The sequence below is a fragment of the Arenicella chitinivorans genome, assembly GCF_014651515.1.
Classification (GTDB): domain Bacteria; phylum Pseudomonadota; class Gammaproteobacteria; order Arenicellales; family Arenicellaceae; genus Arenicella; species Arenicella chitinivorans.
In genome coordinates this window covers 387,422-403,769 of sequence record NZ_BMXA01000002.1, presented here as the reverse complement: position 1 = coordinate 403,769, position 16,348 = coordinate 387,422, and the positions used below count along the sequence as shown (strand labels likewise).

Sequence of the window (16,348 nt, the reverse complement as noted above, 5' to 3'; positions counted from 1 at the left end):
CTGGCCTCCTCTATAAAAGGAGGCCACGCGTTCGTCCGCTAAGGCTACGTCAGCCCATGTTTACTAACGTCAGTGGCAAAGTTTCTGCCTTACGCGCTGACTTGTGATCGCCAGATTTATTCTGCTTGGTGTAGACCACACGCAGACGCTCTGGTTCAACACCACTTTGGCGTTTCAGCTTTCGAATCAACTCATTGATACGCCCTTGAACTAAACGCTGCTCACGCGATGATTCGGGGTCACGAGGCTCGTGCACTAACAGCTCGAAACGCGTATCACGGCTGAAATAACGCAGTGCATTGGCCATCTGTTCGACCGCACTGCGACCGCTCGCCGTCATAATGATAGAGTCAACGGCAAAGGCAATATTAAAATTAACGGCAGCCCCCGCACCAGAACTCAATGCCTTATAGGCATCAAAGTCATTAGCGGAGTTCACCGTCATCGTGTCATCAGATTCGTATACAACTTCTGCGGAGACTCTTTTTCTGCTTACAACTAAGTCTTCTAGTACTTGTGTATCGCCTGGCGATAACAAGACTTGAGTCGAGCTTGGGTTAGGCGCTCGATTTTGCTCAGCAGACGGGTTACCTGCCAGAGCGTTGTCGACTGGGGTTAGGGCAAAACAAACAGTCATTAACAGCGAAGTTGCATAGATCGTTTGGTATTGGGTTAGGAGCATACTTAAACGATTGGGTAGCAATTTCACACAGCGTCAGCTAGTTAGCTGACATATTGTATGAATTATTATAGACCAGTCAAATTGACATTTGTGTTAAAAAAACCGAACTTTCTGCGGATTTCAGCAATCACCTTCGCCTAATCTTCTATCTCTAATTTGCATAAAAAAACCCTCATGCTGTCACCAGCATGAGGGTTAGTGCTTTTATTTCGACGACTGATTATTCAGATTCGGCAGCGACAGCACCATCTGAATCTTCGTATGCATCGAACGCTGCTTCCGCGTCCGCGGTTTCCTGTGCTAACAGTGCAGCCAATTCAGCTTCTTTTTCATCCGCTTCACGACGACGGCGTACACGATCTTCATGGTATGCCAAGCCAGTGCCCGCAGGAATCAGTCGACCGACGACCACGTTCTCTTTCAAGCCGCGCAGACTGTCTACTTTACCCGCGATAGACGCTTCGGTCAGAACGCGCGTTGTTTCCTGGAACGATGCCGCTGAGATAAATGACTCCGTGGTCAGGGATGCTTTGGTAATACCCAACAACACTGGTTCGGATTTTGCTGGAATCAGCTCATCCTTCTCAATTTTTTCGTTTTCTTCCAAGAAGCGCGTACGCTCAACTTGCTCACCGGGTAACAACTTAGTTTGCCCTGGATCAGTGATACGAACCTTACGCAACATTTGCCGCACAATGACTTCGATATGTTTATCGTTGATCGTCACACCTTGCAAACGGTAAACGTCTTGTACTTCGTCTACGATATAGTCGGTTAGCGCTTCTTTGCCTTTGAGCGACAAAATGTCTTCTGCTACCGGCGCACCGTCAACCACAACCTCACCTTTTTCTACCGTCTCACCTTCAAACACGTTGATGGTACGACCTTTAAGGATTAGTGTTTCAACCGACTCACCATTGGTGTCGGTAATCACCAGACGTTGTTTGCCTTTGGTCTCTTTACCAAACGAAATAACACCTGACGCGGTTGCCATAATGGCGGCATCTTTTGGTTTACGAGCTTCAAACAATTCCGCAACCCGAGGCAGACCACCGGTAATATCACGTGTTTTAGACGATTCCTGTGGAATACGTGCTAGTACGTCACCAACACCAACTTTCTGACCATCGTTAACCGTGACAATTGCACCAGCCTGTAATGAATAACGCGCTGGGACATCTGTACCTGCCAATGTAAGCTGCTTACCACGACCATCAACCAACTCGATCGTTGGCTTCAAATCACGGGCTGAACCACGCCGCTCTGATGGGTCAATTACTTCGTAGGACGTTACGCCAGTCAACTCGTCAGTTTGCTTGTGTACTGTCAGGTTTTCGGTCATTTCCGAGAACTTAACCTTACCCGCCACCTCAGTAATAATTGGATGCGTGTGTGGATCCCAGTTAGCAACTATCTGACCAGCTTCGATCTTATCACCATCGTTTACTTGCAATACCGCACCGTAAGGCAATTTATAACGCTCACGATCAGAACCATTTTGGTCCCGCACGATCAGTTCTCCAGAACGCGCAACCACAACTTGCTTTTTATCTGAGTTAGTAACAGAGCGCAAATTTTCCAGCTTGATTGAACCGTTATTCTTAACCTCAATGTTCGAAACCGACGCGCCCGCTGTTGCCGCACCACCGATGTGGAAGGTACGCATTGTCAACTGAGTACCAGGCTCACCGATTGACTGCGCTGCAATGACACCAACGGCTTCTCCGCGATTGACCAAGTGCCCGCGCGCCAGATCACGCCCGTAACACTTAGAACAAATACCATAACGCGTATCACAGGTAACGGCTGAACGTACTTTGACTTCGTCAATATTGTTGGCTTCAATCGCCTCGAAGTAACGCTCATCAATCATGTGGCCATCTGGCACTACCACTGAATCGTCCACGTTCGAGTAAACGTCACCGACCACAGTACGACCCAGAATACGATCGCGCAGTGGAATCACAACATCACCGCCCTGGACTAGTGCTTTACGTAATACGCCGTTGGCCGTACCGCAGTCTTCCTCGGTGACAACCAGATCTTGACACACATCTACCAGACGTCGGGTCAGGTAACCCGAGTTCGCCGTTTTCAATGCGGTATCCGCCAGACCTTTCCGCGCACCGTGCGTAGAAATAAAGTAATGCGATACGTTCAATCCTTCACGGAAGTTAGCGGTAATCGGTGTTTCGATAATCGAACCATCCGGTTTCGCCATCAGACCACGCATACCTGACAACTGACGGATCTGAGCGTGTGAACCCCGCGCTCCGGAGTCTGCCATCATATAGATAGAGTTGAATGACTCTTGCTCGACCGTTTTGCCTTCGGCGTCGATAACCTCATCGGAACCGAGGTTATCCATCATGCGGTTGGCGATGTTTTCCGATGTACGAGTCCAGATATCGACGACTTTGTTGTAGCGCTCGCCGTCGGTCAACAGACCGGAAGCATACTGCTCCTGAATGTGCTTAACCTCCGTCTCAGCCTCGTCCACAATCGAGTGTTTTTCAGCCGGCACGACCATATCATCCACACCAATCGAGATGCCTGCCAATGCCGCATTGCGGAACCCGGTGTACATCAATTGGTCAGCAAAAATAACCGTTTCTTTCATACCGACTGAGCGGTAACACAGATTGATGGTTTCAGAGATAGTCTTCTTCTTCATCTTCTGATTGATGGCCGAGAACGGCATACCATCCGGTAAAATTTCGGACAACAAAGCACGACCAGTGGTGGTTTCGTACTTATTAAATGTCACCGTGCGCTCACCCGTTTCCTCGTCGATAGCGACTTCACGCACTCGCACATGAATCTTAGCGTGCAGGGAAATGCTTTTCGCGTCATACGCTCGTCGCACTTCGTCAACCGTTGAGAAGTGCTTGCCTTCACCAGCAACGTTGATCATTTCGCGAGTCATATAATACAGACCCAAAACGATATCTTGCGACGGCACAATAATCGGCTCACCATTTGCAGGCGACAGAATGTTGTTGGTCGACATCATCAACGTTCGCGCTTCGAGTTGCGCTTCCAATGACAACGGAACGTGTACTGCCATTTGGTCGCCGTCAAAGTCAGCGTTGTATGGCGTACATACCAGCGGATGCAACTGAATCGCTTTACCTTCCACCAGTACCGGCTCAAACGCTTGGATGCCCAAACGATGCAAGGTCGGGGCCCGGTTGAGCATAATTGGATGCTCACGAATCACTTCTTCGAGGATATCCCAAACTTCGGGCGTCTCTGCCTCAACCAACTTTTTAGCTTGCTTGATCGTAGTCGCCAAACCACGAAGCTCTAATTTGTTGAAGATAAACGGCTTGAACAGCTCAAGGCCCATCTTCTTGGGCAAACCACACTGGTGAAGACGCAGGGTTGGACCAACCACGATGACCGACCGGCCAGAATAGTCCACGCGTTTACCCAGTAGGTTTTGACGGAAACGACCTTGCTTACCTTTGATCATATCCGCCAGTGACTTCAACTGACGTTTGTTGGCACCGGTAATCGCCTTACCACGACGGCCATTATCCAACAACGCATCCACGGACTCTTGCAGCATCCGCTTTTCATTGCGAACGATGATGTCCGGCGCATTCAAATCCAACAAGCGGCGCAAACGATTATTTCGGTTAATCACACGACGATACAGATCATTTAGGTCGGACGTCGCAAAACGTCCGCCTTCCAGCGCCACCAAAGGACGCAGATCGGGCGGCAGCACCGGCAGCACTTCCATAATCATCCAACGTGGATCATTGCCAGAAGACTGAAATGCTTCAAGCACTTTCAAACGCTTGGTGATATTTTTGATCTTAGTCTCTGAGGACGTATCCGCCAGATCATCACGAAGCGACGTAACTTCTTTATCAATGTTGACGCTGGTCAACAATTCCTTGATCGCTTCTGCGCCCATACCGGCTTTGAACTCGTCGCCATACTGCTCTACTGCGTCCAGATATGCTTCTTCCGTCATCAGCGTTTTCGCTTCCAACGGAGTCATACCTGGATCAATAACGATATAAGCCTCGAAGTAAAGTACGCGTTCGATTTCACGCACGGTCATATCCAGCATTAAGCCTAGACGCGACGGCAAAGATTTCAAGAACCAAATATGCGCTACTGGGCAAGCCAGGTCGATGTGACCCATGCGCTCACGACGCACTTTCGCCAAGGTGACTTCTACACCACATTTTTCGCAGACCACACCGCGATGTTTAAGACGCTTGTACTTACCACACAGACATTCATAGTCGTTTATCGGGCCAAAAAGCTTGGCGCAAAATAGGCCGTCACGTTCCGGCTTGAATGTACGATAGTTAATCGTCTCAGGTTTCTTTACTTCACCGAAAGACCATGAGCGAATTTTTTCCGGCGATGCGATACTGACACGAATCGAATCAAAATCGTCACTAACCGCACCCGGTTGCTTAAAGAGATTGAGTAAATCTTGCATTGTTTTTTCCTCTGTTAGATCGGTAACGGCTTAGTTAATCGCGTCTTCTTGCAGCTCGATATTGAGACCCAAAGATCGGATCTCCTTCACCAGCACGTTAAACGACTCAGGCATGTTTGCCTCAACCTGGTAGTTACCTTTAACAATGTTTTCGTACATTTTGGTACGACCGCTCACGTCATCGGACTTCACCGTCAACATTTCTTGCAAGGTATATGCTGCACCATATGCTTCCAGCGCCCATACCTCCATCTCACCGAAACGTTGACCACCGAATTGCGCTTTACCACCCAGTGGTTGTTGCGTAATCAGGCTGTAGGGTCCGGTGGATCGAGCATGCATCTTATCGTCGATCAAGTGGTTCAGTTTCAAGACATACATATAGCCGACGGTAACCGGACGATCGAATTTCTCGCCGGTACGTCCATCAAATAGCGTTGTCTGACCTGAGGTCGGCAAGTCTGCCAACTCCAGCATGCCTTTGATTTCGGTTTCCGCTGCACCGTCAAATACTGGCGTCGCCATGGGCACGCCGCCACGTAGGTTTCCGGCCATCTCGACGACTTCATTGTCAGTCAGTGCAGAGAGGTCTTCAGCTTTACCGCTGGTGTTGTAAACCTTACCAAGGAATTCACGCATTTCAGCCGCAGTGCGTTGCTCGCGCAACATTCTGTCGATCTTCTTACCGAGACCCGCCGCAGCCCACCCGAGGTGGACTTCAAGCACCTGACCAACGTTCATCCGTGACGGAACACCCAATGGATTCAAAACGATATCCACCGTGGTTCCATCTTCCATAAACGGCATGTCTTCGACAGGCACGATCTTGGAGATAACACCTTTGTTTCCGTGGCGACCTGCCATTTTATCACCAGGCTGTAAGCGACGTTTCACCGCCACGAACACTTTGACCATCTTTAACACGCCAGGTGCCAGATCGTCGCCCGCTTCTAATTTGCCGCGCTTCTCATCGAATAGTTCGTCGAAGTATTTACGCTGTTGTACCAAGCTCTCTTGCAATTGCTCAAGCTTGTCCGCCGCGTCGGCGTTGGTCAGACTGATCTCAAACCACTTGGTGCGATCAGTTTCGTCCAAATACGCTTGCGTGACCTTTTGACCTTTCTTCAAGCCTGGCGCACGCACAACCTCTTTGTTTTTCAACAGGGCTTCAATACGCGCGTAAGTATCTTCTTCAACGATACGGAACTGCTCATTCAAGTCCTTGCGGATGCTGGACAGTTCAGACTCTTCGTTTGCCAAAGCGCGTGTGTCTTTCTCAACACCGTCACGAGTAAAGACTTGAACATCAATTACAGTTCCTTTCATGGATGAAGGAACACGCAGTGACGTGTCTTTTACATCGGATGCTTTCTCACCGAAAATCGCACGCAATAGCTTTTCTTCCGGTGTTAGTTGGGTCTCACCTTTAGGCGTCACCTTACCGACCAGAATATCACCGCCTTTAACTTCAGCGCCGACATACACAATGCCTGCTTCATCCAGACGCCCAAGCGCGTGCTCACCGACATTGGGAATATCGCGCGTGACTTCTTCCGAACCGAGCTTAGTATCACGAGCGACACACGTCAGCTCTTCAATGTGAATCGTAGTGTACACATCTTCTTTTACTAGGTTCTCTGAGATCAGGATCGAGTCCTCAAAGTTGTAACCGTTCCACGGCATGAACGCCAGCATCACGTTACGACCCAGCGCCAATTCACCCATGTCAGTTGACGGGCCATCGGCCAAAACATCACCGCGCGCAATCTCGTCACCGGCTTTCACCAAAGGTCGTTGATTGATATTGGTGTTTTGGTTAGAACGTGTGTACTTAGTCAGATTGTAAATGTCGACACCGACGGAATCCGCAACAACTTCGTCTTCGTTGACACGAACCACGATGCGGGCCGCATCGACCGATTCAACCTTACCGCCACGACGAGCAGTTAATGCCACACCGGAGTCAACCGCGACCACGCGTTCCATCCCAGTGCCGACCAACGGTTTCTCACTGCGAATTGTTGGTACAGCTTGACGCTGCATGTTCGAACCCATCAATGCACGGTTCGCGTCATCGTGCTCAAGGAACGGGATTAACGATGCCGCTACGGACACAATCTGCGATGGCGCGACGTCGATAAACTCAACTTGTTCAGGAGTCGCCAGCGAAAATTCATTCTGGTGTCGGCAGTTAACCAATTCGTCGGTTAGATTACCCTTGGCGTCCACTTCCGCGTTCGCCTGTGCAATCACATATTTACGTTCTTCGATCGCAGACAAATAAACAACTTCGTCAGTCATCTTGCCGTTTGCGACCTTCAGGTACGGTGTTTCAAGAAAACCGTAATCGTTGGTACGAGCGTACACAGCCAACGAGTTAATCAAACCAATGTTCGGACCCTCTGGCGTCTCAATCGGACACACTCGACCGTAATGCGTTGGGTGTACGTCACGCACCTCAAAGCCGGCTCGCTCACGGGTCAGACCGCCAGGGCCTAATGCGGAAACGCGGCGCTTATGCGTCACCTCAGACAAGGGATTTGTCTGATCCATGAACTGCGACAACTGGCTTGAACCAAAAAACTCTTTAACCACCGCGGACACTGGCTTGGCGTTAATCAGATCTTGTGGTGTCAGGCCTTCAGCTTCCGCCAGGGTCAAACGTTCACGCACGGCACGTTCAACACGCACCAAGCCAACACGGAATTGATTTTCAACCAACTCGCCAACCGAACGTACGCGTCGGTTACCCAGGTTGTCGATGTCATCGATATCGCCTTTGCCGTTCTTAAGATCGATCAAGGTTTTCATCACGTCGATGATGTCTTCCTTGCTCAACACACCGTCACCGGTATCTGATTCACGATTCAAACGACGATTGAACTTCATACGACCAACGGTCGAAAGATCGTAACGATCGGGATTGAAAAACATATTCGCGAACAGGCCTTGAGCAGCTTCTTTTGTTGGTGGCTCACCCGGACGCATCATGCGATAAATTTCGACTTGTGCTTCCAATTCATTATTGGTTGGGTCGGTACGCAGAGTCTCTGACACATACGGACCTTCATCCAAGTCATTGGTGTAAATGACTTCGATCGACTTAACACCTTTTTCGATAAAGGCTTCGATCAAATCTTCAGTCACAACCTGATTGGCTTCGGCCAGCAATTCACCCGTTTCCAAGTCAGCAATATCTTTGGCTAGCGTACGACCGACTAAGAACTCAGTCGGTACCACAATGGAGTCAAGCTTCGCTTCTTCCATTTCACGAATGTGACGTGCTGTAATGCGACGACCGGCTTCAACAATCACACCACCACGCTTCTTGGTGATATCAAAAGCCAGTTGCTCACCACGCAAACGTGATGGGACTAAGTCCATTGATATTTCTTTTTCCGACAGATTAAACGTGTCGTTATTGAAGAACATCTCAAGTATTTCCTGAGTGGTGTAACCCAGCGCACGCAGGAGGATCGTCGCTGCCAACTTACGACGGCGGTCAATACGGATGAACAGCAGATCTTTGGGGTCAAACTCGAAATCCAACCATGAACCACGATAAGGAATAATTCGAGATGAAAACAACAGTTTACCAGACGAGTGTGTTTTACCACGGTCATGGTCAAAGAATACGCCCGGAGAACGGTGCAACTGAGCCACCACAACACGCTCGGTGCCGTTGATAACGAACGTCCCGTTTTCGGTCATCAAGGGCATGTCACCCAGATATACCTCTTGCTCTTTGATTTCTTTTACTGATTTGGCACCTGTGGATTTACCCTCTTCCTTATTGTAAATCACCAAACGCATTTTCACACGGAGCGGTGCAGCAAAAATCAAGCCGCGTTGCTGACACTCGCGCACGTCGAATGGCGGGACGCCAAGTCGATAGCTTACAAACTCAAGCGCCGCGCTGCCGTTAAAACTTTCGATCGGGAATACCGATTTAAACGCAGCCTGCAAGCCGGTTTCTGAACGTGCTTCCGGATCAGCATCTGCTTGTAAAAACTTGCGATAAGACTCAAGCTGAGTCTGGAGTAGGTAAGGAATTGGTAAGACGCCTTCCGGACGCTTCGAAAAACTCTTACGTAAACGCTTCTTTTCGGTAAAAGAGTAGCCCATGGATAACCTCGATTTTTACAAGCTTATTAAGAGTGTCGCTGGTCGGCTAGTTCATACTCGCCGGACAACATCGACAACTCCGAAAAATTCATTACACTGCACCAACAGGGTAGTTTCAAATCCCGCATTTGCGAATGAAAATACCTAGAAGCGAGATAAGGCCGACCAGCATTCGCCGGTCAGCCTCAGTGCATTTCTCGCTGTGTAGCAGCCATGCGCACGCTGCGCATGGCCAGCAAGAGATCGCAATCTCTTACTTCAACTCTACAGAAGCGCCTGCTTCTTCAAGTTGCTTTTTCAGCTCTTCAGCTTCAGCTTTAGCAACGCCTTCTTTCAACGTAGCTGGTGCGCCTTCAACCATTTCTTTGGCTTCTTTCAAGCCAAGGCCAGTTGCACCGCGAACCGCTTTAATCACGGCTACTTTGTTGTCACCGAAACCAGCAAGAACAACGTCAAATTCGTCTTTCTCAGCAGCAGCTTCACCAGCGTCTCCGCCAGCAGGAGCGGCAACAGCAACCGCAGCAGCGGCAGCAGAAACGCCGAATTTCTCTTCCATTTCAGTGATCAGTTCAGAAAGCTCTAATACTGACATTGACGCAATCGCGTCTAAGATATCTTGTTTACTCATTTGTAAAACCTCAAAAAACAGAGTCTAGGACTCAATTAAAATGTAAAAACTGGTTGAAACGCGTCATCGAAACCTGAATTAGGCTTCTTTTGCATCTCTTACTGCAGCCAAACCACGCACAAACTTGGTTGGAACCTCGTTAAGTGTCTGAACGAACTTGGCGATCGGCGCTTGCATCGTGCCCATCAGTTTCGCCAGCAACTCTTCACGGCTCGGAAGCTGTGCTAGTGCTTTGATATCGCCTTCTGACAAAAGCTTGCCCTGCATCGAGCCCGCTTTAATTTCCAGCGCGTCATACTCTTTCGCGTATTTGTTCAGAACTTTAGCCACCGCAACAGGATCTTCTGATGCAGCGAATGCCAAAGGACCAACCAATAACTCGTCCAAGCATGCATGTTCGGTGTCTTGCACAGCGCGACGCAAAAGAGTGTTTTTCACCACTTTTAGGTACACGTTGTTGTCGTGAGCTTCGCGACGCAGAACTTTCATTTGCTCTACGGTCAATCCGCGGTACTCAGCAACAACCGTTGCTTGTGCATTACCGACTACGGCAGAGACGCTTTCAACGACCTGTTTCTTTTGATCAAGATTTAGGCTCATGTGAGAGCTACCTCCAGTTTTGGCACCCTAAGTCAGTTTTACAAAGGTGTTACCGAAGCAACAAAAATACAAAACCAGTCTGGGACACCATCTACGTAGGATATTAAGCACGCCACTCTATTCGTGACGTTCACCTACGGTCTTTGACACGCCCGACAAACCAAAATGGATTGCCGAACACCCAATGTCAATCGCTAACACCTACCGCTTAGAGCTGCGGTAGAGTTTGGCGATCAACACGAATTCCTGGGCCCATTGTGGTGGACACAGAAACTCGTTTAAAGTACTGACCCTTGGCAGTCGCTGGCTTAGATTTATGCAGCGCTGTCAAAAGAGCCAAAAAGTTTTCTTTCAGATCTTCCGCGGAGAAAGATGCCTTGCCAATCGTGCAGTGAATGATGCCTGCTTTATCGATACGGTATTGAACCTGACCTGCTTTGGCATTACGAACCGCGGTAGCCACGTCGGCTGACACAGTACCGGTCTTCGGGTTTGGCATCATACCTTTTGGCCCTAGAATCTGACCTAACTGACCAACCACGCGCATGGCGTCTGGACTGGCAATCACAATATCAAAGTCAATATCACCTGCTTTCACTTTCGCTGCGAGGTCGTCCATACCAACAATGTCGGCACCGGCTTCTTTGGCTTTTTCGACATTATCACCATCGGTGAACACCGCTACGCGAACACTCTTACCGGTGCCTTTTGGCAGCACGGTAGCGCCTCGTACGGCTTGGTCTGACTTACGCGCATCAACACCGAGGTTAATCGCAACATCGACACCTTCGTCGAATTTCGCTGACGCCGTTTCTTTCGCTAAGGCAAATGCTTCATCTAATGCATAAAAACTATCTACATCGACCTTAGCTGCAACTGCTGAATAACGTTTTGCCATGATTAAACTCCTTCAGTCTCGATGCCCATGCTACGTGCAGAACCAGCAATAATTTTCACCGCTTGATCCAGATCGTAAGCGTTTAAATCCGCCATTTTAGCTTGGGCAATTTCTTCTAGCTGAGCGCGTGTCACCTTACCAACCTTGTCAGTGTGTGGCACACCTGAACCCTTTTGGATCCCAGCAGCTTTTTTCAACAACACCGACGCCGGTGGTGTTTTCATGATGTAAGTGAAGCTCTTATCGCTGTAAACGGTAATCACAACAGGAACTGGTAAGCCCTTTTCCATTTCTTGTGTCGCCGCGTTAAACGCCTTACAGAACTCCATAATGTTGACACCATGTTGACCCAATGCGGGGCCAACCGGCGGACTTGGATTTGCGCCACCAGCGGGCACTTGAAGCTTAATCAAAGCATCGACTTTTTTAGCCATTTTTTACTCCGGAGCATGTAACTTCACGCTCTTTTGCGGGTACCAACGCCGTTAGGCTCCCCAGTTACAATAAAATAAATAGTTGGTGCACGGAACAATAAATACTCATTCACACCTGATCGCCGAAGCAATCAAAACGCCGCCTCGCATCAAATGCTGCGCGGCGGCTAAAACTTAGCCTTTTTCGACTTGGGCAAAATCCAATTCAACAGGTGTGGATCGACCAAAGATCGATACCGCCACACGCAGCTTGGACTTCTCGTAGTTCACATCTTCGACGGTACCATTGAAGTCTGCGAACGGACCCTCAATAACACGCACCACTTCGCCAGGCTCGAAAGAGAACTTGTGTCGTGGCTGATCTGCGCCCTCTTGAACCTGCTGCAAAATGCCCATGGCTTCCACATCAGTCAACGGCGTCGGATCAGAGGCCTTGCCACCAATAAAGCCTGAAACTCGCGGCGTGCTTTTTACTAGGTGCCAGGTTTCATCATTCATCACCATCTGCACTAACACGTAGCCAGGAAAGAACTTGCGCTCGCTGGTACGTTTCTGGCCCGCTTTCATCTCGACTACTTCTTCGGTTGGAACTAAAATATCACCGAAATAATCCTGCATTCCGTGACGCTGGATGCTTTCCTCCAATGTCAACTTGACGCGCTTCTCATAGTTTGAGAACGCCTGCACAACATACCATTGCATCTGCGACTTTTTATCGGCAGAACCTGCAGACTCTTGATCTGTTACTGGATTATCTGACATTGTTTACCTTTTATTCCTGACACTGGACTGTTAGTGGACTAGATTAGTCTTCCACACCTAACAACCAGTCATAAATAATTTCAAATACACTCATATCGATTAACCAAAGGAACAGCGCAACCAGCACCACCAAGATCAATACGATAATGGTCGTTTGCGTGGTTTCCTGGCGTGTGGGCCAGACCATTTTGCGCAGCTCAATTCGAGCACCTTTCGCGAACTCTAAGAATGAGGACCCGTATTCAGATGTCAGTGCCACAACAGCAGCCACCACCAAGGCCACCAACAGCAAGCCAACTCGCCATAAAATCGATACATCCTGGCCTAAATATTGAGGCAGCTGGTAATAACCAACCACACCTCCGACCGCAATCAATAACGACGCGATTACCTTGACTTTATCCATCTTTAACTTTTCTCTTCTTTAATTGCTTCGAAAAACGACATCGTGAGTATTTACGACCGAATTTCTCGAATTCAATCTGAAAATCTTGCCTGTTTGACTTATTACCGCGCTGCAAACGGAACCACACACGCAAACAAACTTTAATTTAGTGGCAGGCCAGGAGGGAATCGAACCCCCAACCTACGGTTTTGGAGACCGTCGCTCTGCCAATTGAGCTACTGGCCTAAACTAAAATTTGATTAAAAATCAGCAAATTAGCTGATGTTTACAGACTGCATATACGCAAAAAGGTGCGCTAATATACATTAGCACACCAAGATTATCCAGCCCCGCAGCGCCTTTCTTGACTAATTTATCCGAACACCAAAACTCTGGCCGACGAATTAATTGAGTCGCGCGCAACCCAATCGCACAGATTAGCGGCAATTGGGTTGTGCGAAAGCTGGATAAGCGCGTTAGTCAGTAATCTTCGCTACAACGCCCGCACCAACAGTACGGCCGCCTTCACGAATCGCGAAACGAAGACCTTCTTCCATCGCGATTGGCGCAATCAACTCAACTTGCATTTTGATGTTGTCCCCAGGCATAACCATCTCAACGCCTTCTGGCAATTCACATGCACCCGTTACGTCTGTCGTACGGAAGTAGAATTGTGGACGGTAACCTTTGAAGAATGGCGTGTGACGACCACCCTCTTCTTTACTCAACACATACACTTCTGCTTCGAACTTCGTGTGCGGTGTAATTGAACCAGGCTTGGCCAATACTTGACCACGCTCGATATCTTCACGCTTAGTACCGCGCAACAGAATACCAACGTTGTCGCCCGCACGACCTTCGTCCAGCAACTTACGGAACATCTCTACGCCGGTGACCGTCGTTTTCGTTGTGTCTTTAATACCAACGATTTCAATCTCTTCACCAACTTTGATGATGCCGCGCTCAACACGACCTGTCGCTACAGTACCGCGACCTGAGATAGAGAATACGTCTTCGACTGGCATGATGAACGCACCGTCAATCGCACGCTCTGGCTCTGGAATGTATTCATCCAACACTTTGCCCAGCTCAATGATTTTCTCAACGTATTGCGCATCGCCTTCCAATGCTTTCAAAGCAGAACCAATCACGATTGGCGTGTCGTCGCCTGGGAATTCATACGAATCCAACAGCTCACGCACTTCCATCTCAACCAGCTCCAACAACTCTTCATCGTCAACCATGTCCGCTTTATTCAGGAACACTACGATGTAAGGTACACCAACCTGACGTGCAAGCAGGATGTGCTCACGCGTTTGTGGCATTGGGCCGTCAGCGGCAGAACATACCAGAATCGCGCCGTCCATTTGGGCCGCACCAGTGATCATGTTCTTTACATAGTCCGCGTGACCTGGGCAGTCAACGTGTGCGTAGTGACGATTATCTGTCTCATACTCAACGTGTGCGGTTGAGATAGTGATGCCACGCTCGCGCTCTTCTGGCGCATTGTCAATATTCTCGAACGCTACCGCTGCCCCGCCGTAGGTCTCTGACAATACTTTCGTAATCGCCGCCGTCAACGTCGTCTTGCCGTGGTCTACGTGACCAATCGTGCCCACGTTAACGTGCGGTTTGGTTCTTTCAAATTTTTCCTTAGACATAGTATTAACCTATCTACTCGTTCTTTCGTTAAACAATTACCAACTAAACACGATACCGGCTCAGCCGGTAATCATTCTGCACACCACCCCAATCTCAAACAGGGCAATCGTGCTTTATTGCAGATCAGCATGACAAGACAATGACAAACCAAACCGCAAAACTACTAATGCCGCAGGTGCAATACACCTCCGGCATAATATTCGTCCAGCGAAACACTCGTTAAGCTAAACGTAAAAGCCAGTTGATCAACTCAACCGGCTATGTTCTGGTGCCCACGATCGGAATTGAACCGATGGCCTCTCCCTTACCAAGGGAGTGCTCTACCCCTGAGCTACGTGGGCTGAAATTCTATCCGGCGCACCGCCGCTAAATCTCGCAAACTCGCGGAAAGCCTGCAAAAAGAGCTGCCAGCACTTTACTTGCAAGACATCACAAACTGGAGCGGGTGATGGGAATCGAACCCACATCATTAGCTTGGAAGGCTAAGGTTCTACCGTTGAACTACACCCGCATACCTGGAACCGAACTACTGGCAATCGAGGCGGATCCGTACTCTCAAGATCAAATCACTACTTGCAATCAGTTAACAGAAGACATTGACGTAAATGGTGGTGGGGGCTGGATTCGAACCAGCGTACTCAGAGAGAACGGATTTACAGTCCGTCGCCTTTAACCACTCGGCCACCCCACCATACATCAATTTCTGATAACCCGCTTCTAGCAATTTAACTAATGAAGCAGCGAGCTTACATTCAATCTAAAATACTGAATGGAGCCTGCAGTCGGAATCGAACCAACGACCTACTGATTACAAGTCAGTTGCTCTACCTACTGAGCTATGCAGGCTTAACCTCGTTCAGGTGGCGCATTTTATGGCGACTCTCTCGGAATTACAACGATTCTTGCAAAAAAAAACAATTATTTATTCGTATTTAAATTTTGCCAATTTTGCCTCGCAGTAAAAGCTATGCATTACATGGATACAATCCCATCTTCGCAGACTGCTCACCCCAATCCATGGCAGACAACTGCAGCCTCGATACTTGTTGATCCGTCATCGAAAAATGCAACCAAAAACTCTCTGGCAAGACAACCACTTCACTTTGTTTTTGCACACCGCTCAATTTACCATCAAACAAATCAACCGCGGTATCCGCCGCCAATTGCGTGCTGTATATACCCAGCGAAATAATGTAGCTTCCGTCATCTTGCTTACGCACGAAATGATCCAATACATTATTTCGCTTGAGATCAGTACGCGCATCAGCAACCTGCTCCCTCGTCTCATAAGGCCCAAGAAAGACTCTAAAAACATCCGATTTTTTACTTGCTCGCTTGGACTTCCGATATTCCAGATTGGCATTCAACAATACCGCTTGGGCCAATTCATAGTTTTCCCGATGCATAAAAGGGCCTAGCCGGTAGCAGGCTTCACCAGGCTTTGAAATCGCGGCTAACTGCACTTCTTGACCCGCTGGAACGATTTCGTCCGCCGCCGCCACTTGGGTGTAGAACCGCTCCTCAATCTCTTTATTCAGTCGAATAAAATGCGGGTTAACATCCTGTCGCGCGGCATGCACATTCGGCGCATAAGTAGCACCACTCGGCCATAAAAACACAACAACATTTAACAACACCAGACAGGCTGCAAACAGGACTGCGAATCGCATCTATTAAGCTCCCAACATGAGTTAACGACGGTTTTAA

11 protein-coding genes and 5 tRNA genes are annotated in these 16,348 nt (G+C 48.8%); all 16 read right to left on the bottom strand.

Going from position 1 to position 16,348, the window contains the following annotated elements; genetic code table 11:
* Positions 1-49 precede the first annotated feature (49 nt).
* The 16 genes from IE055_RS06940 to IE055_RS06865 all read right to left on the bottom strand — a co-directional run bounded on the left by IE055_RS06940 (position 50) and on the right by IE055_RS06865 (position 16,311).
* A complete protein-coding gene (locus IE055_RS06940) occupies positions 50-682 on the bottom strand; it encodes a hypothetical protein (protein WP_189399288.1) in 633 nt (210 codons plus the stop codon).
* Positions 683-902: 220 nt separating this feature from the next.
* The gene (rpoC, locus tag IE055_RS06935) at positions 903-5,147 is read right to left on the bottom strand and encodes a DNA-directed RNA polymerase subunit beta' (RefSeq protein WP_189399287.1); all 4,245 of its coding nucleotides are present in this window, start codon (positions 5,145-5,147) and stop codon (positions 903-905) included.
* 30 nt (positions 5,148-5,177) lie between these two features.
* Positions 5,178-9,272: a DNA-directed RNA polymerase subunit beta gene (rpoB, locus tag IE055_RS06930; protein ID WP_189399286.1), complete on the bottom strand. Its 4,095-nt coding sequence runs from the start codon at positions 9,270-9,272 to the stop codon at positions 5,178-5,180.
* A gap of 253 nt (positions 9,273-9,525) precedes the next feature.
* Positions 9,526-9,900, bottom strand: coding sequence for a 50S ribosomal protein L7/L12 (rplL, locus tag IE055_RS06925; protein ID WP_189399285.1), 375 nt, complete (start codon positions 9,898-9,900; stop codon positions 9,526-9,528).
* Between the two features lie 78 nt (positions 9,901-9,978).
* Positions 9,979-10,500, bottom strand: a complete 522-nt coding sequence (gene rplJ, locus IE055_RS06920; protein ID WP_189399284.1) for a 50S ribosomal protein L10 — start codon at positions 10,498-10,500, stop codon at positions 9,979-9,981.
* Between the two features lie 208 nt (positions 10,501-10,708).
* Positions 10,709-11,398 (bottom strand): 50S ribosomal protein L1, encoded by a 690-nt coding sequence (rplA, locus tag IE055_RS06915; protein WP_189399283.1) that lies wholly within the window; start codon positions 11,396-11,398, stop codon positions 10,709-10,711.
* Between the two features lie 2 nt (positions 11,399-11,400).
* Positions 11,401-11,832 carry a 50S ribosomal protein L11 gene (gene rplK / locus IE055_RS06910; protein WP_189399282.1) on the bottom strand — a complete coding sequence of 144 codons (432 nt, stop codon included), beginning with the start codon at positions 11,830-11,832 and terminating at the stop codon, positions 11,401-11,403.
* Between the two features lie 174 nt (positions 11,833-12,006).
* Positions 12,007-12,534, bottom strand: coding sequence for a transcription termination/antitermination protein NusG (gene nusG / locus IE055_RS06905; protein WP_189400280.1), 528 nt, complete (start codon positions 12,532-12,534; stop codon positions 12,007-12,009).
* Between the two features lie 103 nt (positions 12,535-12,637).
* Entirely contained in the window at positions 12,638-13,000 is a 363-nt protein-coding gene (gene secE, locus IE055_RS06900) for a preprotein translocase subunit SecE (protein ID WP_189399281.1), read from the bottom strand.
* Between the two features lie 149 nt (positions 13,001-13,149).
* Positions 13,150-13,225 (bottom strand) — tRNA-Trp (locus IE055_RS06895).
* A 230-nt stretch (positions 13,226-13,455) separates the two neighbouring features.
* Entirely contained in the window at positions 13,456-14,640 is a 1,185-nt protein-coding gene (tuf, locus tag IE055_RS06890) for an elongation factor Tu (RefSeq protein WP_189399280.1), read from the bottom strand.
* A gap of 267 nt (positions 14,641-14,907) precedes the next feature.
* A tRNA-Thr gene (locus tag IE055_RS06885) sits at positions 14,908-14,982 on the bottom strand.
* A gap of 96 nt (positions 14,983-15,078) precedes the next feature.
* Positions 15,079-15,152: transfer RNA gene (locus IE055_RS06880), tRNA-Gly, on the bottom strand.
* A 95-nt stretch (positions 15,153-15,247) separates the two neighbouring features.
* Positions 15,248-15,332: transfer RNA gene (locus tag IE055_RS06875), tRNA-Tyr, on the bottom strand.
* A 79-nt stretch (positions 15,333-15,411) separates the two neighbouring features.
* Positions 15,412-15,487 (bottom strand) — tRNA-Thr (locus IE055_RS06870).
* Positions 15,488-15,606: 119 nt separating this feature from the next.
* A complete protein-coding gene (locus IE055_RS06865; RefSeq protein WP_189399279.1) occupies positions 15,607-16,311 on the bottom strand; it encodes an SPOR domain-containing protein in 705 nt (234 codons plus the stop codon).
* Between the last annotated feature and the right edge of the window lie 37 nt (positions 16,312-16,348).

Coding starts and splice junctions, on each gene's coding strand:
- IE055_RS06940 (WP_189399288.1), bottom strand. CDS start 682: ATGCTCCTAACCCAATACCAAACGATCTATGCAACTTCGCTGTTAATG.
- rpoC (WP_189399287.1), bottom strand. CDS start 5,147: ATGCAAGATTTACTCAATCTCTTTAAGCAACCGGGTGCGGTTAGTGAC.
- rpoB (WP_189399286.1), bottom strand. CDS start 9,272: ATGGGCTACTCTTTTACCGAAAAGAAGCGTTTACGTAAGAGTTTTTCG.
- rplL (WP_189399285.1), bottom strand. CDS start 9,900: ATGAGTAAACAAGATATCTTAGACGCGATTGCGTCAATGTCAGTATTA.
- rplJ (WP_189399284.1), bottom strand. CDS start 10,500: ATGAGCCTAAATCTTGATCAAAAGAAACAGGTCGTTGAAAGCGTCTCT.
- rplA (WP_189399283.1), bottom strand. CDS start 11,398: ATGGCAAAACGTTATTCAGCAGTTGCAGCTAAGGTCGATGTAGATAGT.
- rplK (WP_189399282.1), bottom strand. CDS start 11,832: ATGGCTAAAAAAGTCGATGCTTTGATTAAGCTTCAAGTGCCCGCTGGT.
- nusG (WP_189400280.1), bottom strand. CDS start 12,534: ATGCAATGGTATGTTGTGCAGGCGTTCTCAAACTATGAGAAGCGCGTC.
- secE (WP_189399281.1), bottom strand. CDS start 13,000: ATGGATAAAGTCAAGGTAATCGCGTCGTTATTGATTGCGGTCGGAGGT.
- tuf (WP_189399280.1), bottom strand. CDS start 14,640: ATGTCTAAGGAAAAATTTGAAAGAACCAAACCGCACGTTAACGTGGGC.
- IE055_RS06865 (WP_189399279.1), bottom strand. CDS start 16,311: ATGCGATTCGCAGTCCTGTTTGCAGCCTGTCTGGTGTTGTTAAATGTT.